Origin of the sequence: Komagataeibacter sp. SM21 (genome assembly GCF_041402665.1) — a bacterium.
Classification (GTDB): domain Bacteria; phylum Pseudomonadota; class Alphaproteobacteria; order Acetobacterales; family Acetobacteraceae; genus Komagataeibacter; species Komagataeibacter saccharivorans.
The window spans coordinates 1-24,275 of record NZ_JBGLOV010000016.1; the positions used below are offsets into that span (position 1 = coordinate 1).

At 60.9% G+C, this 24,275-nt stretch carries 23 protein-coding genes and 1 pseudogene; 17 read left to right on the top strand and 7 right to left on the bottom strand.

Features of this window, described 5'->3' with window-relative positions; all coding sequences use genetic code 11:
- Window positions 1-172: pseudogene (glyA, locus tag ACBR42_RS13685) on the bottom strand (serine hydroxymethyltransferase); the annotation flags it as partial.
- 177 nt (window positions 173-349) lie between these two features.
- On the opposite strand from glyA, the gene ACBR42_RS13690 reads away from it, so the two are divergent.
- The 3 genes from ACBR42_RS13690 (at window position 350) to ACBR42_RS13700 (ending at window position 3,839) form a co-directional block, all read left to right on the top strand.
- On the top strand, window positions 350-1,831 hold the full coding sequence (locus ACBR42_RS13690; protein ID WP_132304253.1) for an amino acid permease: 1,482 nt from the start codon (window positions 350-352) through the stop codon (window positions 1,829-1,831).
- An 85-nt stretch (window positions 1,832-1,916) separates the two neighbouring features.
- On the top strand, window positions 1,917-2,909 hold the full coding sequence (hemB, locus tag ACBR42_RS13695) for a porphobilinogen synthase (RefSeq protein ID WP_110548435.1): 993 nt from the start codon (window positions 1,917-1,919) through the stop codon (window positions 2,907-2,909).
- 135 nt (window positions 2,910-3,044) lie between these two features.
- Entirely contained in the window at window positions 3,045-3,839 is a 795-nt protein-coding gene (locus ACBR42_RS13700; protein WP_132304255.1) for an arginyltransferase, read from the top strand.
- 12 nt (window positions 3,840-3,851) lie between these two features.
- Here ACBR42_RS13700 and parC read toward each other — a convergent pair whose 3' ends face one another.
- From parC to rpsB, 4 genes are all read right to left on the bottom strand, one after another.
- Entirely contained in the window at window positions 3,852-6,074 is a 2,223-nt protein-coding gene (parC, locus tag ACBR42_RS13705; RefSeq protein ID WP_371208366.1) for a DNA topoisomerase IV subunit A, read from the bottom strand.
- Window positions 6,075-6,111: 37 nt separating this feature from the next.
- The gene (gene recO / locus ACBR42_RS13710; RefSeq protein WP_371208367.1) at window positions 6,112-6,927 is read right to left on the bottom strand and encodes a DNA repair protein RecO; all 816 of its coding nucleotides are present in this window, start codon (window positions 6,925-6,927) and stop codon (window positions 6,112-6,114) included.
- Window positions 6,928-6,977: 50 nt separating this feature from the next.
- Complete coding sequence (gene tsf, locus ACBR42_RS13715) at window positions 6,978-7,883, bottom strand: translation elongation factor Ts (RefSeq protein ID WP_102323543.1); 906 nt, start codon at window positions 7,881-7,883, stop codon at window positions 6,978-6,980.
- Between the two features lie 104 nt (window positions 7,884-7,987).
- Window positions 7,988-8,773, bottom strand: coding sequence for a 30S ribosomal protein S2 (gene rpsB / locus ACBR42_RS13720; protein ID WP_102323542.1), 786 nt, complete (start codon window positions 8,771-8,773; stop codon window positions 7,988-7,990).
- A gap of 280 nt (window positions 8,774-9,053) precedes the next feature.
- On the opposite strand from rpsB, the gene ACBR42_RS13725 reads away from it, so the two are divergent.
- The 3 genes from ACBR42_RS13725 (at window position 9,054) to ACBR42_RS13735 (ending at window position 10,141) form a co-directional block, all read left to right on the top strand.
- Window positions 9,054-9,485 (top strand): OsmC family protein, encoded by a 432-nt coding sequence (locus ACBR42_RS13725; protein WP_102323541.1) that lies wholly within the window; start codon window positions 9,054-9,056, stop codon window positions 9,483-9,485.
- A gap of 66 nt (window positions 9,486-9,551) precedes the next feature.
- Window positions 9,552-9,776 carry a hypothetical protein gene (locus ACBR42_RS13730; protein ID WP_371208368.1) on the top strand — a complete coding sequence of 75 codons (225 nt, stop codon included), beginning with the start codon at window positions 9,552-9,554 and terminating at the stop codon, window positions 9,774-9,776.
- Window positions 9,777-9,844: 68 nt separating this feature from the next.
- Window positions 9,845-10,141, top strand: a complete 297-nt coding sequence (locus tag ACBR42_RS13735) for a hypothetical protein (protein ID WP_371208369.1) — start codon at window positions 9,845-9,847, stop codon at window positions 10,139-10,141.
- 56 nt (window positions 10,142-10,197) lie between these two features.
- Here ACBR42_RS13735 and aroC read toward each other — a convergent pair whose 3' ends face one another.
- Together aroC and fabI are read right to left on the bottom strand one after the other, a co-directional pair.
- Window positions 10,198-11,289, bottom strand: coding sequence for a chorismate synthase (gene aroC / locus ACBR42_RS13740; protein WP_371208370.1), 1,092 nt, complete (start codon window positions 11,287-11,289; stop codon window positions 10,198-10,200).
- A gap of 19 nt (window positions 11,290-11,308) precedes the next feature.
- Window positions 11,309-12,148, bottom strand: coding sequence for an enoyl-ACP reductase FabI (fabI, locus tag ACBR42_RS13745; protein WP_102323539.1), 840 nt, complete (start codon window positions 12,146-12,148; stop codon window positions 11,309-11,311).
- 199 nt (window positions 12,149-12,347) lie between these two features.
- Here fabI and pdxH point away from each other — a divergent pair, with 199 nt between their 5' ends.
- The 11 genes from pdxH (at window position 12,348) to ACBR42_RS13800 (ending at window position 24,178) form a co-directional block, all read left to right on the top strand.
- Window positions 12,348-12,953 carry a pyridoxamine 5'-phosphate oxidase gene (pdxH, locus tag ACBR42_RS13750; protein WP_371208371.1) on the top strand — a complete coding sequence of 202 codons (606 nt, stop codon included), beginning with the start codon at window positions 12,348-12,350 and terminating at the stop codon, window positions 12,951-12,953.
- 124 nt (window positions 12,954-13,077) lie between these two features.
- Window positions 13,078-13,911, top strand: coding sequence for a universal stress protein (locus ACBR42_RS13755; protein WP_102324192.1), 834 nt, complete (start codon window positions 13,078-13,080; stop codon window positions 13,909-13,911).
- 166 nt (window positions 13,912-14,077) lie between these two features.
- A complete protein-coding gene (locus tag ACBR42_RS13760) occupies window positions 14,078-14,770 on the top strand; it encodes a phosphoadenylyl-sulfate reductase (RefSeq protein ID WP_371208372.1) in 693 nt (230 codons plus the stop codon).
- An 85-nt stretch (window positions 14,771-14,855) separates the two neighbouring features.
- Complete coding sequence (cysD, locus tag ACBR42_RS13765) at window positions 14,856-15,650, top strand: sulfate adenylyltransferase subunit CysD (protein WP_102323537.1); 795 nt, start codon at window positions 14,856-14,858, stop codon at window positions 15,648-15,650.
- Between the two features lie 25 nt (window positions 15,651-15,675).
- On the top strand, window positions 15,676-17,562 hold the full coding sequence (gene cysC, locus ACBR42_RS13770) for an adenylyl-sulfate kinase (RefSeq protein WP_371208373.1): 1,887 nt from the start codon (window positions 15,676-15,678) through the stop codon (window positions 17,560-17,562).
- Between the two features lie 144 nt (window positions 17,563-17,706).
- Entirely contained in the window at window positions 17,707-18,036 is a 330-nt protein-coding gene (locus ACBR42_RS13775) for a DUF2849 domain-containing protein (RefSeq protein WP_102323535.1), read from the top strand.
- Complete coding sequence (locus ACBR42_RS13780; protein ID WP_118963148.1) at window positions 18,026-19,714, top strand: nitrite/sulfite reductase; 1,689 nt, start codon at window positions 18,026-18,028, stop codon at window positions 19,712-19,714. The genes ACBR42_RS13775 and ACBR42_RS13780 overlap by 11 nt, the downstream gene beginning before the upstream one ends.
- The gene (locus ACBR42_RS13785) at window positions 19,701-20,189 is read left to right on the top strand and encodes a DUF934 domain-containing protein (protein ID WP_371208374.1); all 489 of its coding nucleotides are present in this window, start codon (window positions 19,701-19,703) and stop codon (window positions 20,187-20,189) included. The genes ACBR42_RS13780 and ACBR42_RS13785 overlap by 14 nt, the downstream gene beginning before the upstream one ends.
- Window positions 20,190-21,012: 823 nt before the next feature.
- On the top strand, window positions 21,013-22,278 hold the full coding sequence (locus ACBR42_RS13790; RefSeq protein ID WP_371208375.1) for a 3-deoxy-D-manno-octulosonic acid transferase: 1,266 nt from the start codon (window positions 21,013-21,015) through the stop codon (window positions 22,276-22,278).
- Window positions 22,278-23,264 carry a tetraacyldisaccharide 4'-kinase gene (lpxK, locus tag ACBR42_RS13795; RefSeq protein WP_371208376.1) on the top strand — a complete coding sequence of 329 codons (987 nt, stop codon included), beginning with the start codon at window positions 22,278-22,280 and terminating at the stop codon, window positions 23,262-23,264. The genes ACBR42_RS13790 and lpxK overlap by 1 nt, the downstream gene beginning before the upstream one ends.
- The gene (locus tag ACBR42_RS13800) at window positions 23,261-24,178 is read left to right on the top strand and encodes a lauroyl acyltransferase (protein WP_371208377.1); all 918 of its coding nucleotides are present in this window, start codon (window positions 23,261-23,263) and stop codon (window positions 24,176-24,178) included. The genes lpxK and ACBR42_RS13800 overlap by 4 nt, the downstream gene beginning before the upstream one ends.
- Window positions 24,179-24,275 lie beyond the last annotated feature (97 nt).

Genomic DNA, 24,275 nt, shown 5'->3' on the forward strand with positions numbered 1-24,275 from the left:
CCTGCGCCGCCATCACCGCGGCCGACACCATGTTCTCGCTCGCAATCAGTTCAATACCGTCGCGCTGGCGTTCCAGTTCCGCGCCAATGATCGCAGCAACATCCGGGTCCGCTTCCGTCAGCGGGGCGCGGAAAAACTGTTTCAGGTCAGTCTGGCTGATAGGGTCCGGCACCGTTATGATTCTCCATTCCTTGGATCAACTGTCTTTTCCGGGTAATGACGCGGATATGACACGTATGGGGACAGGCCTGCTATGTGCGCCATATAGGGGCGTTTAGACAACGCCAAAATGACGGAGACCGCCCGATTTGACCGAAGCTGTTTTCCCCCCATCCCCAAAGAGGGCAGCATGAACACGAACAGGAGAGCGGGCCTTCTGCGCGCATGGCTGCGCAGGTTGCCGGTGGGCGCGCCCACGGATGATGCGGGTCTGAAGCGCGTGCTTGGCCCCGCCAGCCTCATGGCCCTTGGCGTGGGGGCCACGATCGGCGCGGGGCTGTTCTCGCTGACAGGGATCGCGGCAGGCAGCAATGCCGGGCCTGCGGTCATCATTTCCTTCGCTTTGGCCGCCATAGCCTGCGCCTTTGCCGGGCTGTGTTACGGTGAACTGGCGGGCATGCTTCCGGCGGCGGGCAGCGCGTATGTCTATGCCTATGCCTCGCTGGGTGAGTTGATGGGCTGGATCATCGGCTGGGATCTCGTGCTGGAATACACCGTGGGGGCATCAGCCGTATCCGTAAGCTGGGCGCGCTACATGCGATCCCTGCTTGATGAATGGGGTATTCACCTTTCGCCCCGCCTCATGGCTTCCCCGTTCGAGGTGGTGGGCATGGCGGACGGCCAGCCGGTACACGGACTGGCCAACCTGCCTGCCGTGTTCGTCATCATGGCGCTGTCCCTGCTGCTCATGCGCGGGATTTCTGAATCAGCGCGGATGAACGCCATTGTGGTGGCGATCAAGCTTACGGTCATCGTCGCCGTGATCGCATGCGGACTGCCGTATATCAGGGTCGAAAACTATACCCCCTTCATCCCGCCCAATACCGGGGAGTTCGGGCATTACGGCATATCGGGCATCCTGCGCGCGGCGGGGACGGTTTTCTTTGCCTATCTGGGGTTCGATGCGGTTTCGACCGTGGCGCAGGAGACACGCAATCCGGGCCGCGACATGCCCATCGGCCTTATGGGCAGCCTTGCGATCTGCACGGTGGTCTACATCACCTTTTCATTCGTGCTGACGGGACTGGTCAACTATCACGATATGATCGGCGATGCCGCCCCCGTGGCCACGGCCATTGACCAGACACCCTTTGGCTGGCTGAAGGCTGCGGTTAAGCTTGGCATCATATGTGGTTTCCTGTCGGTCATTCTGGTGCTGCTGCTGGGGCAGAGCCGGATCTTCTTCGCCATGGCGCGCGACGGCCTGCTGCCGCCCATGTTTGGCCGCACACACCATAACTGGGGCACACCGGTTGCGTGCCATCTGTTCTTCATGGCCGTGACGGGCGTGCTGGCGGCGTTTCTGCCCATCGAACAACTGGCGCATATGACTTCCATCGGCACGCTGCTGGCCTTTGTCATCGTGTGTGTGGGCGTGATGGTGCTGCGCGTGCGTGAACCGGACCGTCCGCGCGTCTTCCGCGTGCCCGGCGGGATGGTGATACCGGTGGCCGGTATTCTCAGTTGCCTTGTGATGATGGTCTCGCTCGACGCGCTGACATGGCTGCGGCTGGTCGGGTGGCTGGCAATCGGGCTGGTCGTTTACGGGATTTATGGTGTGCGCCATAGCCGACTGGGCAAGGTCATGCCTGCCATGCGCCCGAAGGACTGAAGGGCGTGCATTACCGGATCATAATTTGGCATAGGGTAGCGGCGGGACCATAGTCGGCCCCATCCCATAGCTGGAGTTGGATTGGATGAGTATCGGTCAATTTCCCCATGTACGGCCGCGGCGCAACCGGCACGACCGGTTCACCAGGCGACTGGTATCCGAAAACACGCTATCGACCGATAACCTCATCTGGCCGATTTTTGTTACCGAAGGCACGGCTTCGGTTACCGATGTAGCCTCCATGCCCGGCGTGCAGCGTGTCAGTCTGGACCGACTTGCAGCCCATGTGGAACCGGCGGCGAAACTGGATATTCCCGCCATCGCCCTGTTCCCCATAACGCCCACGGACCTGCGTGATGAAAACGGGACCGAAGCAACCAATCCCGACAACCTCATGTGTCGTGCCGCGCGCCTGCTGAAAAAGGAATTCCCGCAGATCGGCCTGATCGGCGATGTCGCGCTTGATCCCTATACCAGCCACGGCCATGACGGGCTGATCGAAAACGGCTACGTGGTCAACGATCCCTCGGTCCGCATCCTTGTAACGCAGGCGGTCAATCAGGCCGCCGCCGGGATCGACATCATCGCCCCGTCCGACATGATGGATGGCCGCGTACGCGCCATCCGCGAGGCACTGGACAGCGATGGTCTGGTCAATACCCGCATCATGTCCTACGCCGCCAAATACGCCAGCGCCTTCTACGGACCGTTCCGCGATGCGCTGGGATCTGGTGGCCTGCTGACGGGTGACAAGAAAACCTACCAGATGGACCCCGCCAACAGTGATGAGGCCCTGCGTGAAGTGGCGCTGGACCTGCAGGAAGGTGCGGATATGGTCATGGTCAAGCCGGGCATGCCGTATCTGGACATCATCCAGCGCGTGCGGCAGGAATTTGCCGTGCCGACCTTCGCCTATCAGGTGTCGGGTGAATACGCGATGCTGATGGCCGCCATCCAGAATGGCTGGCTGGATCGTGACCGCGTCATCATCGAAAGCCTGATGTCCTTCCGCCGCGCGGGCGCCAACGGGGTACTGACCTATTTCGCGCTGGAGGCCGCGCGCCTGCTCCGGGCCTGACCGGCCCACAAGCGGCATGCATTCAACAGGATAGTTGATGCCTGCGACAGGGAAAATATGATAACCGTACAGGATACGGGCAGTCTGTTTTTCCTGTTCGCCGGGCTGCTTCCTGTTTTCGGCTGGTGAGAGCGCATGACATACACATCGCCACGGCATCCGCAGCTATTCTATACCACAGCGCCCATGCCCTGCCCCTACCTGCCGGGACGCATGGAACGCAAGGTCGTGACCGAAATTGGCGGCGCGGAAGCCATATCTTTCCATAACCGCCTGTCCCGTGCGGGCTTCCGTCGCAGCCACACCATTGCCTATGCCCCGGTCTGCGCAAGCTGCACGGCCTGCACGCCCATCCGCGTGCCGGTGGACCGCTTTACCCCCAGCCGCACGCAGCAGCGCGCCCTGCGTCGCAACGCCATGCTGCACGGCTTTCCCGTGCCGCCACGCGCCACACCGGAACAGTTCAACCTGTTCAGCGCCTACCAGCATGCCCGGCATGAAGGCGGCGACATGGCATCCATGACGTTTCCCGATTACCGGGCCATGATCGAAGATACGCCGATCGAAACTTTCATGATCGAATTCCGCGATCCCGAAGGCAGGCTGGCCTGCGTCGCGCTGGTGGATCAGCTCGATGACGGGCTTTCCGCTGTTTATGATTTCTATGATCCCGCGCTTCAGCATCGGTCGCTGGGGACATTCGCCGTGATGTACCTGATCAGCCATGCCCGCATGATGGGCCTGCCCTACCTGTACCTAGGCTACTGGATCAACGAAAGCCGCAAGATGGCCTACAAGGCCCGTTTCCGTCCCGCGCAGATCATGACGCGCGGCATCTGGCATGATCTGGATCTGGGGGAATATGGCAGGGATCAGGCACGGCAGAGTGCTTTCCTGCCGGATGGACTGTTTCATCCACCGGCAGGATAAGTCCGCAGATCCCTAACCGCGCGGCTTGCGGGTCGCCCAGGCAGGAGCCTGGCGGCCCATCTCGGCGCGCTTGCCCAGATAGTCGCGCAGATCAGCAAAGGAACGGTTGCGTGCCGCAGCCGGGTCCGGCCATGCCAGCCCTGTTTCCGCGGTAAAGACCACCGCATCGCGCAGGCCGCCGTCCTTGTATTTCTGCAAGATCACACCCAGCCCACGCGACATTTCAGGCAACTGGTCCAGCGGGAACACAAGCATGCGCCGGTTCTGCCCCAGCACCAGCACATGATCGCCTTCGGCTGGCACGCAGATCAGCGCGCTTTCCTCGTCTTTCAGGTTCAGAACCTGCTTGCCTGTGCGCTTTTCCGCCGTCATGGCCGTTTCAGCCACCACCATGCCGCGTCCGCTGCTGGAAGCCAGAAGCCGCTTGCGGGTATCATCAACGGGGAACATCGTGATGATGTCCTGATCGTTTGAAAGGTCGATCATAAGCCGCAGGGGCTGGCCATCGCCGCGACCACGCGGCAGATCACCCACACGCAGGGTAAACGCACGGCCATCGGTGGCGAATACACACAGCCGGTCATTGCTGTAGCATTCCACCGACATGCCCAACCCGTCGCCTTCCTTGAACCTGAGCGCCTGCAGATCCTGTCCATGCCCGCGCACGGTCCGTATCCAGCCCTGCTGCGACAGGACGACCGTAAGGGGGTCACGTTCGACCGGCAGGGCCGATTCAACATCAATCTCGGGCGGCGGGGCGGCCAGTGTGCTGCGTCGTTTACCCAGCGCGCCACTTCCGAAGGTTTTCTGGATTTCCTTTATCTCGGATGCGATGCGCTTCCACCGCAGCCCTTCCTGATCCAGCAGATCCTTCAGGGTCTGCCTTTCGGCGCTGAGGGCGGCGTGCTCCTTGCGGATTTCCATTTCTTCCAGCCGACGCAGGCTGCGCAAGCGCATGTTCAGCACGGAATCCGCCTGTAGCTCCGTCAGGCTGAACGTGGCCATAAGGGCGGCTTTCGCATCGTCGTCTTCGCGGACAATGCGGATCACCTCATCAAGGTTGAGATAGACCGCAAGGAACCCGTCGAGAATTTCAAGCCGCCGGTTAACGGCCACAAGCCGGTTGGCGCTACGGCGCAGAAGCACGTCATGCCGATGATCCAGCCACGCCTGCAGCACATCCTTCAGGCTCCGCACGCCGGGCACCTGATCGGCACCCAGCACGTTCATGTTCAGGCTAAAACGGCTTTCAAACTGGGTGGCGCGGAACAGGGTTTCCATCAGCACCGCAGGTTCGATCCCGCGTGATTTCGGCTCCAGCACCAGCCTTATGTCGGTCGCGCTCTCGTCACGGATATCCGCCAGAAGCGGCAGTTTTTTCTGTTCCAGAAGATCGGCGACCTGTTCAATCAGGCGCGACTTCTGCACCTGATACGGGATTTCCGTCACCACGATCTGCCAGGTACCGAAACGGCCCTGTTCCACTTCCCACTTCGAGCGGATGCGAAATGCGCCGCGTCCCGTCTCGTAGGCCCGGACCATGGCCTCGCCGTCTTCGACAATGCTGCCACCCGTGGGAAAGTCGGGACCGGGCATATGCGCCATCAGTTCCGCCGTCGTCGTACCAGGCTTGCGGATCAGGGCAAGGGCGGCGGCACAGATTTCCCCTACATTATGCGGCGGGATGCTTGTGGCCATGCCCACGGCGATACCGGCCGCGCCATTGGCCAGAAGGTTGGGAAAGGCCGCGGGCAGGACGACAGGTTCCTGCTCCTCACCATCATAGGTGGGGCGGAAATCGACGCTGTCTTCGTCAATGCCTTCCAGCAGCGCCTTGGCGACAGTGGTCAGGCGGGATTCGGTGTACCGCATGGCCGCCGCGTTATCCCCGTCGATCGAGCCGAAATTGCCCTGCCCTTCGACCAGCGGGTAGCGCACGGCAAAATCCTGCGCCAGCCGGACCAGCGCCTCGTAAACCGAAGCATCGCCATGCGGATGGTATTTACCGATCACATCGCCCACCACACGGGCGCATTTCTTGAACCCGGCGGACGGGTCCAGCCTGAGCTGCTGCATGGCATAGATCATGCGCCGATGTACAGGCTTCAGCCCGTCGCGCACATCGGGCAGTGAGCGCGACATGATGGTTGACATGGCATAGGCCAGATAGCGTTCGCTCAGCGCATCGGCCAGCTTGGTATCTTCGATATGACCGGCTGTTGTGTCCACAGGCATGCAATCTTCCTCCCGCAGGTGAACAGATAGCGAAACTTTACGGTTTGTCCACCGGGTTGTGTCCGTCGGGTTCCGCAGGCGCGTCCTCACCCGCCTGACCGGGTGGCGCGATATCGGCCCTACGGGCAATCATATCCGCCAGTCTGCCCCGTGCTTCAGGCACGGGACGGTGGCGCTGTCCAAACGCGTCACGATGCAGGAAATGACCGGACAGGCGCAGCCCGTCATACCAGTCCTGCGGCGTACCCACCTGAGCGGGGTCCAGAACGAAAGCCGGAAGCGGCAGCAGGCGGTCGCGCCATTCCCCAGCCCGCTCATCCGACACGGCCCGTCCTGTACGCGGCGAGACCCATTTCAGATCCCCACTGTCCCCACCAAGCGCACAGTGCCCCAGATCCAGACCAAAACCCAGTTCGGACAGAAGCAGCAGTTCCCACCGAACGACTTCCGCCATGCCTTCACGCTCCGCCCATTCAGGGTCGAGGCTTATGCGCGCCAGCAGGCTGGTCAGCCCCTGAAATACGGCCAGATGGGGCTCGCGTTCCGGCAGGCTGCCATCAGCCAGTGCGCACAGGGAAGCCAGCATGGCCAGCGGCACCGGATAATCCAGTATGCGCGCGGCAGACGCATGCACCGTTTCAGCCGTAATCGTGCCAAGCTGTTCGGACAGGCGGGCAACCCAGCGCGCGCGCACCAGATTGCCGGTCTGCCATACCGCGCGCCCCCGACTGGATGATCCGCCGCGGGCCAGCCCATGATACAGGCCGTATTCGCCCGTCAGCACATGGACAATCGCGCTGCCTTCCCCATACGGGGTAGCAGATAGCACAAGGGCGGGTGCCTCCCATTCCATCAGGAAGCGCCCGCCCTTGCGTAAAGAAAACCGGAAACCGGCAACTCAGATCAGTTGCCAGCAGCCTTTGCCACTTCAGCGGCAAAGTCGTTTTCTTCCTTCTCGATGCCTTCGCCAAGCTGGAAGCGGTCGAAACCGATCAGCTTCGCACCAGCCTTCTTGACGATCTCGCGCACGCGGCTTTCACCATCATGCACCCAGACCTGCTCCAGCAGCACCACTTCCTCGTAGAACTTGCGGATACGGCCATCGACCATCTTTTCGATGATAGCTTCCGGCTTGCCCGATGCACGGGCCTGTTCCACCAGAACCGCGCGCTCACGCTCAAGCGCCTGCGGGTCAACACTGTTCACGTCCAGCGCAGCCGGACGGGTCGCCGCGACGTGCATGCCGATCTGACGGCCCAGCGTTTCCAGCGCATCGCTGGCGGACGGTGCTTCAACAGCAGCCAGAACGCCAATCTTGCCCAGACCGGGGCTGACGGCGGAATGAACGTAGGTCGCAACCACGCCCGACGGCACGCTCAGCACGCGCGCACGGCGGATGGACATGTTTTCGCCAATGGTGGCGATCAGGTGCGTCAGTTCATCGGCAACGTTGCGGCCGCTCTTGAGCACGGCTGCCTTCAGCTTTTCCAGATCGTCGCCAACCGTAAGGGCGGCATGCGCCACTTCGGATACGAAGTTCTGGAAATGCTCGTTACGGGCCACGAAGTCGGTTTCGGCATTGATCTCGACCATGGCAGCCTTGTTGTCGGCCTGCGCCACGCCAACCAGACCTTCAGCCGTCACACGACCGGACTTCTTGGCAGCAGCCGAAAGGCCCTTCTTGCGCAGCCAGTCGATCGCGCCTTCGATGTCGCCTTCGGCTTCCTTGAGCGCCTTCTTGCAGTCCATCATGCCCGCGCCGGTCTGCTCACGAAGATCCTTGACGAGTGCTGCGGTGATTTCCGCCATTATCCTGATACTCCTCACGACAGGCGCACGCCCCGCAATCCTGCGGGGCGTGTCCTTGCTGTGTCAGTAGCGTCGCGGGGTCATGCCACCACGACGCAATGATGTTATTCCGCGCTTGCGGCGGCTTCCGTCACGGCTGCTTCCACGGCGGGGTCAACCGGCAGTTCTTCGGCAGCGCCGAAGTCTTCGCCCGACGCGCCCAGCTCGGCGGAGATGCCATCGAGCACTGCGGACGAAACCAGCTCGCAATACAGCGCGATGGCGCGGATGGCGTCATCGTTACCCGGGATCGGGAAGGTCACGCCACGCGGGTCGGAGTTGCTGTCCAGCACCGCCACAACCGGGATACCCAGCTTGTTGGCTTCTTCAACCGCCAGCTTTTCCTTGTTCGTGTCGATCACGAACAGGATGTCCGGCAGGCCGCCCATTTCCTTGATACCGCCGAGCGAACGCTCCAGCTTCTCACGGTCGCGGGTGATGTCCAGGACTTCCTTCTTGGTCAGGCCCTGGGTGCCGTTTTCCAGCATGTCGTCAATGCCACGCAGGCGCTTGATCGAACCGGTAATGGTCTTCCAGTTCGTCAGCATGCCGCCCAGCCAGCGGTGGTTGACGTAATACTGGCCGCAACGCTTCGCCGCTTCCGCGACCTGGTCTGCCGCAGCGCGCTTGGTGCCGACGAACAGCACGCGACCGCCACCGGCCACGGTGTCACGGATCGCCTTGAGCGCACGGTCCAGCATGGGAACGGTCTGCTGCAGGTCGATGATGTGAACCTGGTTACGCACACCGAACAGGTACGGCGCCATGCGCGGGTTCCAGCGGCGGGTGTGGTGACCGAAGTGCACGCCGGCTTCAAGAAGCTGGCGCATGGTGAATTCAGGCATTGCCATTTCGGCTTGATCCTTGTGTCTGGTTTATCCTCCGTGAAGCGCGCCCTGTTTTTCAGGACACCAGAGGTACTGGCTTCACGTGCGAATTGGCCCCAACGCGGGACCGTGGCGGGATATGGCCGTTTTCGGCGCGCATTGCAAGAGCCGTGGGCCAGCATCCCGGCCATGATGCAACTTTTTTCCCGAGCACGGGTTAGGCTGCGCAAGGATGCGACACCATCCACCGCGCCATATGCGCGCGGCCAGATATTTCGATAACGGACATAAGGACCGATCCCTCATGGCAATCACCAAATACGCGACGGCACACTGGTCAGGCGGACTGAAGGACGGCAAGGGCGAGATCTCGACCCAGAGCGGGGTACTGAAGCAGCAGCCCTACGGCTTCAATACCCGTTTCGAGGACAAACCCGGCACCAACCCCGAGGAACTGCTGGGCGCAGCCCATGCCGCGTGCTTCGCCATGGCGCTGTCGGGCATTCTGGGCGGGGCGGGGCTTACGGCCACGTCGCTCGATGCAAAATCCGAAATCGTGCTGGACAAGCAGGGCGAAGGCTTTGCCATCACCCATGCGAAGCTGACGCTGGAAGCCGAAATCCCCAACGCGACGGAAGAACAGTTCAGGGAACTGGCGGAAAAGGCGAAAGCAGGCTGCCCGGTCTCCAAGCTGTTCAATGCAACGATCACGCTGGATGCCAAGCTGAAAGGCTGAACCGGCAAATGGCGGGGAGCGGATGGCGTTCCCCGCCCGCCCTCACGTTCAGACACCATCCGCGTCATGACGGGCAGTCACCAGACATTACGGGCCATACGCCATGCCTACTTGCTCGCGCCACTGGCCATGCTGCCTTTCGGGGCGGCGCAGGGATGGGCGATGAAGTGCCATGGCGCTTCATCGCCCCCTGACAATGTACCTCCCACATTACATGATGCCCCTACGGGCACTGTCATGATCGGCAAAAGGCTGATCCAGCTTGAAAAAACGGAACTGAGCAGCCTGTAAGCCACCCGTTCAATATCCCCACCCCGGCACGTCAGGGATGCGGCGGCGGAAATACCATCGATGACGCGTTGGTAACCACGACCGCAGGCGTATCATCACCCACCATCACAGCCTGTCCGCTTCTTGCTGATACAGCCCGGACCACGAACATCATCGCAGGCGGAAAAATCCATTTTGGCACAAGCCGGACAAAGGTCCGCCACACATTCGGACAGCCATCCACCACCGGAAAAGACACGATCAGCCATGCCTACAGTCATGCGGCTGCGGTTTCACCGGGTGGCACAACTTATGGCGTCATGATCTTGCGCTTCGAGAAGGACATCATGACGGGCATGGCATTCAGTCAGGTCTCGACCGACTGACCTCTTCCCATCCCGTCCTGATCGACATGGTCAGGCAGGTGGCAATCCGGGCAACTTCACAAAATTACAGGTTCCTGATTGCCCACCTGCCCCCGATGGCGCAGCAGGTGATCGGCCAGAACGCAGGCCATCATCGCCTCGCCCACCGGCACGGCACGGATACCTACGCAGGGGTCATGACGGCCCTTGGTCATGACATCCACGTTCTCCCCTTCGCGCGTGACGGAGGGAACGGGGGTCAGGATCGAGCTGGTTGGCTTGACCGCAAAGCGGGCCACGACCGGCTGACCGGTGGAAATCCCCCCCAGCACGCCACCGGCATGGTTGGACGCGAACCGGAGCGCGCCATTTTCCATCCGCATCGGGTCCGCGTTTTCCTCACCCGTCAGGCAGGCGGAAGCGAACCCTTCCCCGATCTCGACCCCCTTGACGGCATTGATGCTCATCAGCGCCATGGCGAGGTCGGAATCAAGCTTGCCATATATCGGCGCACCCAGTCCCGGCGGCACCCCGTCGGCCACCACCTCGATCACGGCGCCGATGGACGAACCCTTCTTACGGATATCGGCAAGGTAATCTTCCCATACCGGCAGGATCGAAGCATCGGGACAGAACAGCGGATTGGCATTCACCATATCCCAGTCCATCCGCGCGCGGTCGACCGCATGCGGACCGACCTGGACCAGCGCACCGCGGATACGCACGCCCTGCCCCAGTACCTTGCGCGCCACGGCCCCCGCCGCCACCCGCATGGCCGTCTCCCGGGCAGAAGACCGCCCACCACCACGATAATCGCGTATGCCGTATTTCATTTCATAAGCGACATCGGCATGACCGGGTCGGTAACGGGTGGCGATATCGCCATAGTCACGCGAACGCTGGTCGGTATTGCGGATCAGCAGGGAAATGGGGGTGCCGGTTGTCTGCCCCTCGAACACACCGGACAGGATTTCGACCTGATCGGCTTCCTGCCGCTGGGTGGTGAATTTCGACTGCCCGGGACGGCGGCGGTCAAGCCACGGCTGGATGTCGGATACATCCAGCGGGATGCGCGGCGGACAGCCATCAATCACGCCGCCAATGGCCGGGCCATGGCTTTCGCCCCACGTGGTGACACGGAACAGATGGCCGAAAGTGTTATGGGACATAAGGGCAGACTTCCCGCAATCAGTTACCGGCGACCGTGATGTCCGGCGCGGTCGGGTTCTTCATGCCGACAATATGGTAGCCGGAATCAACATGGTGGATTTCACCCGTCACGCCACCGGACAGATCGGACAGCATGTACAGCCCGGCCCCGCCAACTTCCTCCAGCGAGACGTTGCGTTCCAGCGGGGAATTGTACTGGTTCCATTTCAGGATATAGCGGAAATCGCCAATGCCGTTGGCCGCCAGCGTCATGACCGGCCCAGCCGAGATGCCATTGACACGGATGCCATCGCTGCCCAGATCAACCGCCATGTAGCGCACCGAAGCCTCAAGCGCCGCCTTGGCCACGCCCATCACATTATAATGGGGCATCACACGCTCGGCCCCCAGATAGGTCAGCGTCAGCATCGACCCGCCGGGGTTCATGATGCTGGCCGCGCGGCGTGCGACAGCGGTGAAGGAATAGCACGAAATGTCCAGCGCCTTGAGGAAGGCATCACGCGGGGTATCGACATAGCGCCCGCGCAGGAACTGCTTGTCCGCCCAGCCAATGGCATGGACCAGAAAATCGATCTTGCCCCATTCCTTTTCGATTGCGGCAAAGGTCTCGTCAATCGCGGCGTCGTCCGATACGTCACAGGGCAGGACCAGCGACGACCCGACCGATTCCGCCAGCGGACGCACGCGCTTGCCCAGTGCTTCCCCCTGATAGGTGAAGGCCAGTTCGCCCCCCTGTTCGGCCACGGCGCGCGCAATGCCCCACGCAATCGAGCGGTCATTCGCCACCCCCATAACAAGTCCCCGCTTCCCCTTCATCAGTGTTCCCTTGGCGGAGATTTTGGGCGCGCCGTCTGACATGTTATTATCCTTAATGATAAATGGCGGATGAATTTTCGGCCTCGTGGTTGCACAAGCAGCCGTTTCGGACAAGATGCCGAGTGTCGCAATTGTAGCGAATATTCCTCACGCGGTAACTTACCTTATGTTTCCATATGTTTCGCATTCCAGCCCGGATGGGCCGGATGCGCGGCAGACAGCATTGCGGAACCTGAAATTCATGACCCCTCCCCTTATCGCCCTGGATGCGGACCCGTTCGACCTGTTCGATGCCTGGATGCGCGATGCAAGCGAACACGAACCCAATGACCCGAACGCCATGGCACTGGCCACCGCAACGGCGGACGGGCGGCCTTCGGTCCGTATGATCCTGCTCAAGGGGGCGGACCGGCGCGGGTTCGTGTTCTATACCAACCTCAACAGCCGCAAGGCTGCCGATCTCAAGGCCAATCCCCATGCGGCCCTGCTGTTCCACTGGAAAAGCATTCGTCGCCAGATCCGCATAGAAGGCCCGGTGGAACCGGTCAGTGCGGCCGAAGCGGACGCCTATTTCGCCAGCCGCAGCCGCATATCACGACTGGGGGCAATTGCATCCAATCAGTCGCACCCGCTGACGGACCGCGCCGTTTTTGAAAAAGCGATTGCCGAGCTTGAGGCCCGCTACCCCGGCGACGATGCCGTCATTCCCCGCCCGCCCAACTGGACCGGCTTTCGCGTGGTGCCCCAGCATTTCGAATTCTGGCAGGACCGCCCCTACCGCCTGCATGACCGCGTCGTATGGGACCGGCAGGGCGAAGGATGGAACACACAGCGGCTTTATCCCTGATGCCCGAACTTAACGCCGCGTGATCCGTTTTCATCCGGGGGGACCTGCCTGCGCGTCTCCCCGGATGAACGGAGCATGAGGTACGTTGATGTGCATACGTAGTATACTTCTGCCACTGGCGGGGATGAGCAACGCGGAAAGCGCCCTTCAGGTTGGCGGCTATCTTACTTCCATGTTCAATGCACATCTTTCGGTCCTGCATGTGGGTACTGACATGCAGGAAATCGGCCCCCTCGTCGGTGAAGGGATGTCGGGCGCAATGGTGGAAGACATGATCGCGGCAGCGCTGAAGGAAAGCGCATCGCGGCTGAAGGGGGTCCATCAGCTTTTCAATGACTTCATCCAGCGCACCCATATTCCCGTTGTAAAGGCCGAGACCCACCACCCGCACGGCCCCAGCGCCAGTTTCATTACCCATACCGGCCATACCCGCAGCATCGTATCCTTTCAGGCCCGGCTTTCGGATCTGGTGGTCGTGCGCCAGCCCAACCCGGAAGGGGATGTCTCCTCCTCCGATACGCTGCATGCCGTACTGTTCGAAAGCGGACGCGGGGTCATCATCGTCCCGCCCGTGGCGACCGAAACTGTCGGCCGGCGCGTCTGTATTGGCTGGAATGGCACGGTTGAAGCCGCGTCGGCCATCCATCACGCCCTGCCCCTGCTGCGCCGCGCGGATGCAGTGCATATCGTGCACAGTCCGGCCTACCAGCGCCCCGGCCCGGATGCCCGGCATGTCGCCGCTTTCCTTGCACGACATGACATCGCCGCCACTATTCACAAATTTGGTAGTGATTATCGCCCGGTGGGGGAAGACATGCTGGCGACAGCCCACAGCTTCGATGCCGACCTGCTGGTAATGGGGGCGTATTCACATTCCCGCCTGCGCCAGATGATACTGGGGGGTGTAACGCGGCATATGCTGGAAAACAGTGATATTGCCGTCCTGATGAGCCGCTGAACCGCCAGAGTCGTCCATCATCGGCGCAGCGGAGGGGATATAGAAGAAACAAGCAGGCAAAAACGTATATCTACAGCCAGACGCCTTGATTTTACGCCCCACGGGGATTAGGTGTGGCGTGAAAAGAACGCCATAGCCTAGTGTAAAATCTGGTCTGGGGGATATTATGCGCATTGATGCGGACATTGTGGCAGAACTGAAGCAGGCGGGTGAGAACGCATCCGAAGTGCTTCGCGTTGCCCTGACGCGACTGCGCGGACGCATTGCTCTTGTTTCTTCTTTCGGGGCGGAATCAGCGGTCATGCTGGCGCTGGCCGCCGAAATCGATCCTGCGGTTCCGGTCCTGTTCCTTGAAACCGGCCAGCATTTCCCCGAAACGCTGGCATACCGGCAGGAACTGGCCCGCGTCCTGAACCTGCGCGACGTGCGCGACCTGCATCCCGCCAAAAAGCAGATCATGAACCGTGACCCCGAAGGCCAGCTATGGGCCTTCGACCCGGATGCGTGCTGTGCGCTGCGCAAGGTCGAACCGCTTGATGAGGCGATGATCCCCTTCGATGCGTGGATCACGGGCCGCAAGCGTTCACAGGCCGCCACCCGGCAGGGCCTGCCGGTCGTGGAAGCCACCGGGGATGGCAAGATCAAGATCAATCCGCTGATAAGCTGGACCCCACGCGAACTTGATGCCGAGATGACGCGCCGCAACCTGCCGCGCCATCCGCTTACGCTGCGCGGCTATCCTTCCATCGGCTGCGCGCCCTGCACCCGGCCGGTTGGCGAAGGTGAAGATCCGCGCAAGGGTCGCTGGGCCGGGCAATCCAAGACGGAATGTGGTATTCACGTCCGTGCGGCGGGGTGAGGCCAGCCTGTCCCCTTTCATCGGCCCGGTTTCGGGGCCATCTACTTTTCCTGTTTTCTTTCCTGTTACGGAAGGTCTGTAATCCATGGACGATCTCGACCAACTAGAGGCCCAGAGTATCTTCATCATGCGTGAAGCGTACCGGAAGCTGAAGCCGCTGGCGATGCTGTGGTCGCTGGGCAAGGATTCCAACGTCATGGTCTGGCTGGCGCGCAAGGCCTTTCTTGGGCGCGTGCCGTTCCCGGTCATGCATGTGGATACCGGCAAGAAATTCCCGGAAATGTACAAATTCCGTGATGAATATACCAAGAAATGGAACCTCGAACTGCTGCTGGGCGACTGTCCGCCGGTTGAGGAAATCGATCCCACCCTGCCGCCTGCCGCGCGTTCCGCCGCGCGCAAGACCGCAGGACTTGCCGCGATGATCGACAGGTACAAGCTTGCGGGCGTGATCGCCGGCATCCGGCGTGACGAGCAGGCCACCCGCGCCAAGGAACGTGTGTTCAGCCCCCGCGGCTCCGGCCACAAATGGGATGTCCGCAACCAGCCGCCGGAATTCTGGGACCAGTACGCCACCCCGCATGAAGCCGGCATGCATGTGCGCGTCCATCCCCTGCTGTCATGGCGCGAGATTGACATCTGGCGTTATATCGAACGCGAGAACATTCCGCTGGTCGATCTGTATTTCGCCAGGGACGGCAAGCGTTACCGCTCGCTTGGCGATCAGGACATCACCAGCCCGGTCGAAAGCAATGCCTCGACGGTAGCGGAAGTGATTGCGGAACTGGAAACGTCCCGCACATCCGAACGCGCGGGACGTGCCATGGATCATGAATCCGAGGATGCGTTCGAACGCCTGCGCGTGGCCGGTTATCTCTGAGCGGACAGGACGGAGTTACAACACAATGAGTACAATCCCGACCCCTGCCCCGCAGGACGCAGCCACCCCCATCGTGATCGTGGGCCATGTTGACCACGGCAAATCCACGCTGATCGGTCGCCTGCTGTACGATACCGACAGCCTGCCCGAAGGGCGGGTCGCACAGATTATCGAATCCAGCAAGAAGCGCGGCCTGACGGTTGAATGGAGCTTCCTGCTCGACAGTCTCCAGATCGAGCGCGATCAGGGCGTGACCGTTGATTCCACCCGCATTCCCTTCCGGCTGGGAACGCGGCAGTTCGTGATCGTTGATGCGCCGGGCCACCGCCAGTTCCTGCGCAACATGATTACGGGCGCTGCCGATGCCGAAGCCGCCGTGCTGGTGGTTGACGCAAACGAAGGCGCGCAGGAACAGACCCGCCGCCACGCCATGCTGCTGCGTCTGATCGGCATCCGTCATGTCATCGTGCTGATGAACAAGGTCGATATCCTCGACTACGACCAGCAGAAGATCGAAGCGGCTGAACAGGACGTGACCAACCTGCTGCGCCAGCTTGAGATCGAGCCGACCGTATTCGTTCCCGCTTCTGCCCGTGAAGGCGACAATATCGCCGACCGGTCCGAACGGATGGCGTGGTACAAGGGCCCGACGCTGACCGAAGCGCTGGCGCAGGTGCCCGCACCGTCTTCCCGCGCCGACCTGCCGCTGCGCCTGCCGGTGCAGGATGTCTACCGTTTTGACAGCAAGCGTGTCGTTGTCGGTCGTATCGAACGCGGTCGTATCCGCGTGGGTGATGAGGTGGTGGTTGGCGTGCATGGCGCCCGCGCGCGTATCGCCACGATCGAAAGCTGGCACACAGCACCGCAGGTTGCCGCCATTGCCGGTCAGTCCGTGGCTGTCACGCTGGAACCCGACGTGATCCCCGATCGTGGCGATTTCCTGTTTCCGGCATCGGAATCGCCGCTGCGCGCAGCCCGCATCCGCACGCGCCTGTTCTGGCTGCGTCAGGAACCGCTGCGTGTGGGCGAAAGCTTCAAGCTGCGTCTGGCCACGGCTGAACATCAGGTTACGGTCGCGGCCATTGACTCCGTTGTCCGCCTTGAGGACCTGACCGAACAGCCTGCTGAGGAAGTCCCGCCCGAGGGCTTTGCCGAAATCACGCTGGCCGTGTCCGAAACCATGCTGTTCGACCCCTTCCTGCCGGGCACGGCGGACGGTCGTGGCGTACTGGTCGACCGTAACCAGCAGATCGTGGGCGGCGCACCGCTGATGGGTGTTGCCGAAAGTGTTGCGGGGCGCAACGCCATTCACCCCACCGGCAGCGCCGTTTCGCTGTGGGATCGCGCGCAGGCCAAGGGGCACCGTGGCGGTGTGTTCTGGATGACCGGCCTGCCCGGCGCAGGCAAGAGCACGCTGGCCCGTGCAGCGGAAAACCGGCTGTTCGCCCGCGGGATCGATGTATCGGTGCTTGATGGCGATACGCTGCGCGCGGGGCTGTGTTCGGACCTTGGCTTCTCCGATGCGGACCGGCGTGAAAACGTGCGCCGTGCAGCGGCAGTGGCCCGGATTCTGGCTGAAAGCGGTCAGGTCGTGATCGTGGCGCTGATTTCCCCCACCGTCGCGGACCGGGAACTGGCCCGGCAGATCGTTGGCGAAGGTTTTCATGAAATCTTCATCGACACGCCGCAGGCCACCTGCGAACAGCGTGACCCCAAGGGTCTGTATGCTGCGGCACGCGCGGGCAAGATCGAAGGCTTTACCGGCATCGACGCCCCTTACGAAGCCCCTGCCAACCCCACCCTGCGGCTGGAGACGGCAGAACGCACTAGCGATGAAACGGCGGCAAAGCTTGCCACCTTCATCGGTGATGCGATCCGCATTGACAGTGCGGCGGACCGCCAGCGTTCGTAACTGCGCGGGCCTGCTCCTCCGGGGGCAGGCCAGACGGCAATACAGGGCCGGGTTGAAGATGGGCGCCAGCCATGGCAAGGCTGGCGCCGTTTTATACCAGTCGCGGCAGGTCGGTCCTGTCGCCCGAAAAGGATCGGTTCAGAAGTGGATGTCAGGAACAACCGCCGGGATTTGACCGGAACAAGCGTCATTACGGCCAACCGTCTGCTTGATGGCCGTATTGTCTGGCTGACCGGACAGGGATGGTCGGAGGCGATCAGCCACGCCCGCGTCATCGACAATGCGGATGTGGAAGACGTGATAAAGCAGGTCAAGGCCACGCCTGACGCGCGTATGGTTGTGGGCATCTATGGCGTGCAGCTTGACCCTGCCGCCGCCGGCATCGCGCCCGTTACGGTACGTGAGCGCATCCGTGCGTTCGGGCCGAGCGTCCACCCCGATTTCGCCCCTGTGGAGACATCCAATGTCCACTAACACCGCAACCCTCCCGGTCGGACGGTATGCCTACGATCAGGTGGACCGCACCTTCCTGTCCCAGCGCGTGGCGCAGTTCCGCGCACAGGTGAGCCGCCGCATTGCGGGCGACCTGAGCGAGGATGAATTCAAGCCGCTACGCCTCATGAACGGTCTGTACCTGCAGTTGCATGCCTACATGCTGCGCGTGGCCATCCCCTACGGCATGCTGGGATCGGACCAGATGCGCGAACTGGCCCATATCGCGCGCACCTATGACCGTGATTACGGCCATTTCACGACCCGGCAGAACATGCAGTTCAACTGGATCAGGCTGGAAGATACGCCCGATATCCTGCAGCGTCTGGCGGATGTGGACATGCACGCCATCCAGACCAGCGGCAACTGCATCCGCAACGTGACATGCGATGAGTTTGCAGGGGCCGCGGCCGATGAACTGCTTGACCCGCGCATCCATGCCGAGATCCTGCGCCAGTGGTCCACGCTGCATCCTGAATTTTCATTCCTGCCGCGCAAGTTCAAGATTGCCATCAGTGGCAGCCCGCAGGACCGCGTAGCCGCCCGTTTCCACGATATCGGTCTGGTCGCCCGCCCCGGCGCACAGGGTCGCCCGGTATTTGACGTGTTTGTCGGCGGCGGACTGGGGCGCACACCCGTCATCGGCGTGCTGCTGCGTGACAACCTGCCCGAAGAGGATCTTGTCGCGTATCTGGAAGCGATTGTGCGCGTGTACAACGCCTATGGCCGCCGCGACAATATGTACAAGGCCCGCATCAAGATCCTTGTGCAGGCGTTAGGTGTCGAGACTTTCCGCGAGAAGGTGGATGCGGAATTCGCCCTGATGAACCGGGCTGATTACCGTCTTGATCCCGCCATTGTGGATGGTATCCGCGCGCGTTTCGGCATTCCCGCGCTTGATGCCCCCGCGGATGCGGCAGACACGCTTGCCGCCGCGCGCAGAACCGATGCACGCTTTGACCGCTGGGTGCGTACCAACACGCATCCCCATCGACATGAAGGCTTCATCAGCGTCGTGATCTCGGTCAAGCCCGATGGCGGCATTCCTGGCGATGTGACGGCGGACCAGATGGACCTGATCGCCGATCTGGCCGATGGCTGGTCGTTTGGGGAAATCCGCGTCACCCACATGCAGAACGTGGTGCTGGGCCATGTGCGCAAGGACCGGCTGCATGAACTGTGGCAGAAGCTGGTCGCAGCCGGTCTGGGCACGCCCAATATCGGACTGATCGGCGATATCATCGCCTGCCCCGGTCTGGATTACTGCTCGCTTGCCAACGCGCGTTCCATTCCCATTGCCCAGAAGCTGAGCGCACGCTTTGCCGATCCTGAACTGCAGGAAAATATCGGTAAGCTGCATATCAACATCTCCGGCTGCATCAATGCCTGCGGCCATCACCATGCGGGGCATATCGGTATTCTGGGCGTGGACAAGCGCGGGGAAGAGTTCTTCCAGCTTACGCTTGGCGGTTCGGCCAGCAACGACGTGGCCATTGGCCAGATCATCGGGCCGGCGCTGCCGGAAGATGAGACGGTCGATGCCATTGCCCGACTGGTCGATGCCTATCTGGTGCTACGCAACGAAGGCGAAGAGTTTATCGACACATACCGGCGGCTCGGTGCCGCCAGCTTCAAGGATGCCGTCTATGCCCCTGCTTGAGAATGGCCGCATTGCGGAAGATCGCTGGGTTGAAGCGGTCGAAGGCGCGCCGCTGCCGGACGATGCGGTTATCGTTCCCTTCGCACGGCTGGAGGAAGGTCTGGCCCGCACGGGTACGGCCCCTCTTGGTGTCGCCATTGAACCGGATATGGCGGTGGAGCAGCTTCGTGTCGCCCTGCCACGCCTTGGGCTGGTAGCCGTTACCTTTGGTTCATTCCGTGACGGGCGGGCCTTTACGCAGGCCCGCGCGCTGCGTGAACATCTGTCGTTCAATGGTGAAATCCGCGCCATGGGCAAGCCCCTGCCCGACCAGTACGAGTTCATGCTGCGCTGTGGCATAACCACGGTAAAGACTGAACGACCCGAAGATGTCACGGTATGGCAGCAGGCACACGAGATGTTTTCTGTCGCCTATCAGCCTTCCACCCTGCATGAACGTCCACAGGGACTTGGCCTGCGCCGGTTCCTGTCCTGAACCGTTATACGTGCCCCCTCCGGTATGTCGCGCATATGATACCGGAGGGACATGTTTTGGTGGTCTCCGTTATTTGTAGATGACAGGAACCGTGCCCCTAGGCACTAATTTACAGCCATTCCTGATTTCCTGTCCGTAAGTTAAAACCCAACAGCCTGATATATTAAAGAACTGATTAAAAATAAAATTGTTTGGATATATTTTTAATACTCATAAAACAATAATATTTCAAAAATATATCAATAAATTCATGAATAAATTTATCCCTTCGTAGCATTTACGCGGTTATCCTTGAGTGCAGAAGCCAATCTGAACGACTGACTGCTGCATCGGTTCATGCCATAGAACGAAAATTACTCTCGGTTCGTACCGTGCATGCCCGTAGATCAATTTCTTACAGAAACGTGCTTTCACTCAATTCAAAAATAATATTAATTATAAATTAAATACTGTATTATACCATATACAAATATATTTTCATTATAATACATATCGCGATCCAACGCACTATTATCGCATTTTTATAGGAAGACGTGTAATGAATACGCCTCTCACCCGATAATTCTCATTCCGTCTGGTAACACCTGAGCTGGGCTATTACAGTGATTGTTTGCCTCACCATCTTTTCCATACCGCTTTTCTCTCTTTGATTTGGCCGGGTATGCTGCCAGATGGAAGGCGATTTTAATAGCGCGGCTTATTCTGACGGAAGCCACACACCCGTCCTTTTCCCTGACACCAAGGCATGTTACCGCAAGCCAATGCGCAACCCTGTTTTCCAAGTGATACGGGCATGACCCGCCTTCTGTCTGTAAGGGCAAGGATGTGCAGCGCTGTCCTGGGGGCAACATGGTCGGGGCTGGCGACACTTTTAACACCTGCGCTTCGCCTCAATCTTTACTGCCGCATGCGACGCGGCAAGGAATCCGCCGCCAGTCTGCCGCAGCGGCGCGGCATTGCAGCATGTTCTCGGCCCTCCGGCCGCCTGATCTGGCTTCATGCGGCAAGCGTAGGGGAAACGGTGGCGGTACTGCCTGTGATCGGGCAGATTCTTTTACTGGACCCGTCACGGCATGTTCTGATTACAACCGGCACGCTGACGGCGGCTGAAATCGCGCATACACGCCTGCCTGCCCTGACGGGACACGAACGGGTCAGTCATCAGTTCGCCCCGCTGGACGTGCCACGCTGGACCGCGCGGTTTCTGGATTTCTGGCAACCCGATGTCGTCGTTCTGGTGGAAAGTGAACTGTGGCCCAATCTGATCGCGGCCTGCCGGAAACGGCGCATCGCGCTGGCGCTGGTTAATGGGCGCATGTCAGACCGTTCACTGGCCGGATGGCGCAAGGCGCGATGCCTGCTGCGCCACATGCTGTCTGCTTTCAACTGGGTCATGGCGCGCAGCGTGGAAGATGCCAGCCGCCTTGACCACGGCGGCGCAGGCCGGATTGATCTGATTGCCGACCTGAAGGAAGCTGCCGATCCCCTGCCCTGCGATCCCATGGCACTGACCCGCATCAACCATGCCATCGGCAACAGACCGGTCTGGATCGCGGCGTCCACCCATGAAGGGGAAGAAACGACGATTTTGGCGGCAGGCGATCTGATACGGCAGGCAATACCGGATGCACTGACCATCATCATCCCGCGTCATCCTCCCCGTGGGCCGGAAATCGCGGCACTGAATCATACGCAAACACCCCGTCGGGCGCGGGGGCAGTTTCCGACCGGGCAGGACAAGGTCTGGATATGCGATACGGTGGGGGAAACAGGGCTGTTCTTCGCCCTTGGTGCGCCCGTCCTGCTTGGCAACAGCCTGCCCGGATGCGAAGGCGGCGGCCACAATCCCCTTGAACCCGCCCGCGCGGGGTGCTGCGTTGCGAGTGGCCCCAAAATCGATAACTTCCGTCAGGCTTATGCCGGACTGGGTACAGATGTGCGTTACGTCACCACGGAGCAGGACATTGCAGAGTGGGTTCTGTCCTGCTTGCATCATGAGACAGGTCCGCCGTCCCTCCATACCCATCATGATCCAATCCTTGCCCGCGATGTGGCACAGGCCGTTCTGGCTTTAGGGAAAAAGAGATAATGCGCGCCCCTGCCTTCTGGTGGCGCAGTCCTGCACAGGCAGGACGTGTCGCCTCATTCCTGATGCCGTTCTCCCACCTATACGCTTTCGTCACGTCACGTCGCATGCGCCGGACAGGATGGCATGCGCCGGTGCCTGTTCTGTGTTGCGGCAATATCGGGGTTGGTGGGGCAGGCAAGACACCGCTCGTACTTGATCTGGCCCAACGCGCCATTGTCCGTGGCCACAGGCCCGCTTTCCTCTCACGGGGATATGGCGGGCGCGTGGGGGGAGGAACACGGGTGGATGCGCAGATCCATACCGCCCGCGATGTCGGGGATGAGCCGCTTCTGCTGTCACGTATCGCGCCATGTTATGTCGGCGCGGACCGGGCAGTATCGGCACGCAGGGCGGTGGCGGACGGCGCGGACTGTCTATTGATGGATGACGGTTTCCAGAACCCCACCCTGCATCCGGACGCGGCCCTGATTGTGGTGGATGGACAGGTCGGTTTTGGTAATGGTCATGTCCTGCCTGCGGGGCCACTGCGGGAACCCGTTCGCACCGGGCTGGCACGGGCAGCCGGGGTGGTCGTGATCGGGCCGGATCGGATGGAGGTAACATCCGGGGTCAGGGATCGCCTGCCCTGTTTTCATGCATCCCTGCGACAGGATACGGGCAGCATTCCCATCGACAGGCCGGTTGTCGCCTTTGCCGGGATCGGGCGCCCTGCCAAGTTTTTTGATGGTCTGGCCAAAAATGGCATTCATCCCCGCGCCTGTCTCGGTTTTGCGGACCATCATGCCTATACCGTCCGCGACTGCCATCGCCTGCAGGCACTGGCGGAAAAATGGAATGCCTGTCTCGTGACAACTGAAAAAGACGCCGTCCGCCTGCCCGCTCCTTTTCGCCAGCGCGTCGTCACCGTTGGGCTGCACGTTACATGGGCCACGACTGGGATGCCTGAGCAGATACTGGATCTATGGCTGGACAAGACCGAACGATGAACGAAAAAAAAGCTCCTCCTCCTACGCGGCAGATGCATGTGGAAGCCATTTTTGTTCGTGCCCTGCTGGCCATCTTCCGCCGCATTGGTCCTGTCCGGGCATCCAATCTGGGGGGATGGCTGTGCCGCACGGTGGGACCGAGACTGCCCGTATCCCGTATTGCGGATGCAAATCTGCGCATGGCCATGCCCGAGCTTGACGGCGGTATGCGCCGCGCGGTGATCCGCGAGATGTGGGACAATATCGGTCGCAATGCCGGTGAATTCCCGCATCTGTCCACCCTGCCCCATAATCCTGTCGATGGACCGGGCTGGGATGTGGTGGGAGAGGAATATCTTCACGCACAGGCCGCGCGCGGTGGCCCGACCATTTTCGTATCCGGCCATATCGGCAACTGGGAAATGCTGCCGCCTGCCGTGGCGCGATATGGACTGCCGTTCTCATCCTTTTATCGTGCACCCAACAATCCGCTGGTGGACAGCATCCTGTGCGACCTGCGCGATCAGGCCATGGGCCAGCCCGTGCCACTGTTCGCCAAGGGCGCGCGGGGTGCCCGGGGCGCGCTTGCCCATATCCTCAAGGGCGGGCATCTGGGCATGCTGGTGGACCAGAAAATGAATGACGGCGTGCCGGCCCGTTTCTTTGGCCTGCCCGCCATGACGGCAGGAGCAATGGCAGCCATGGCCATCAAACTGCGCTGCCCGGTCATTCCCGGATATGTCGAACGGCTTGGCCCGGCACGCCTGCGCATTCATGTCCATCCCCCCATTGATCTACCCGATACAGGCGAGCGGAGTCAGGACCAGATGGACCTGACCCAGATGGTCAATGACTGGATTGAAAGCACGATACGACAGAAACCGGGCAGTTGGTTATGGCTTCATCGCCGATGGAATAGGCAAATGCCTAGATAGTTGCTCAATTAATAACCATATTAAACTTAAATTATTGTTTTTTTGTCACAGACGGAGTTTTCTGCCTGTTTCTTCGGCTTTCTTCGCCATTTTTAGT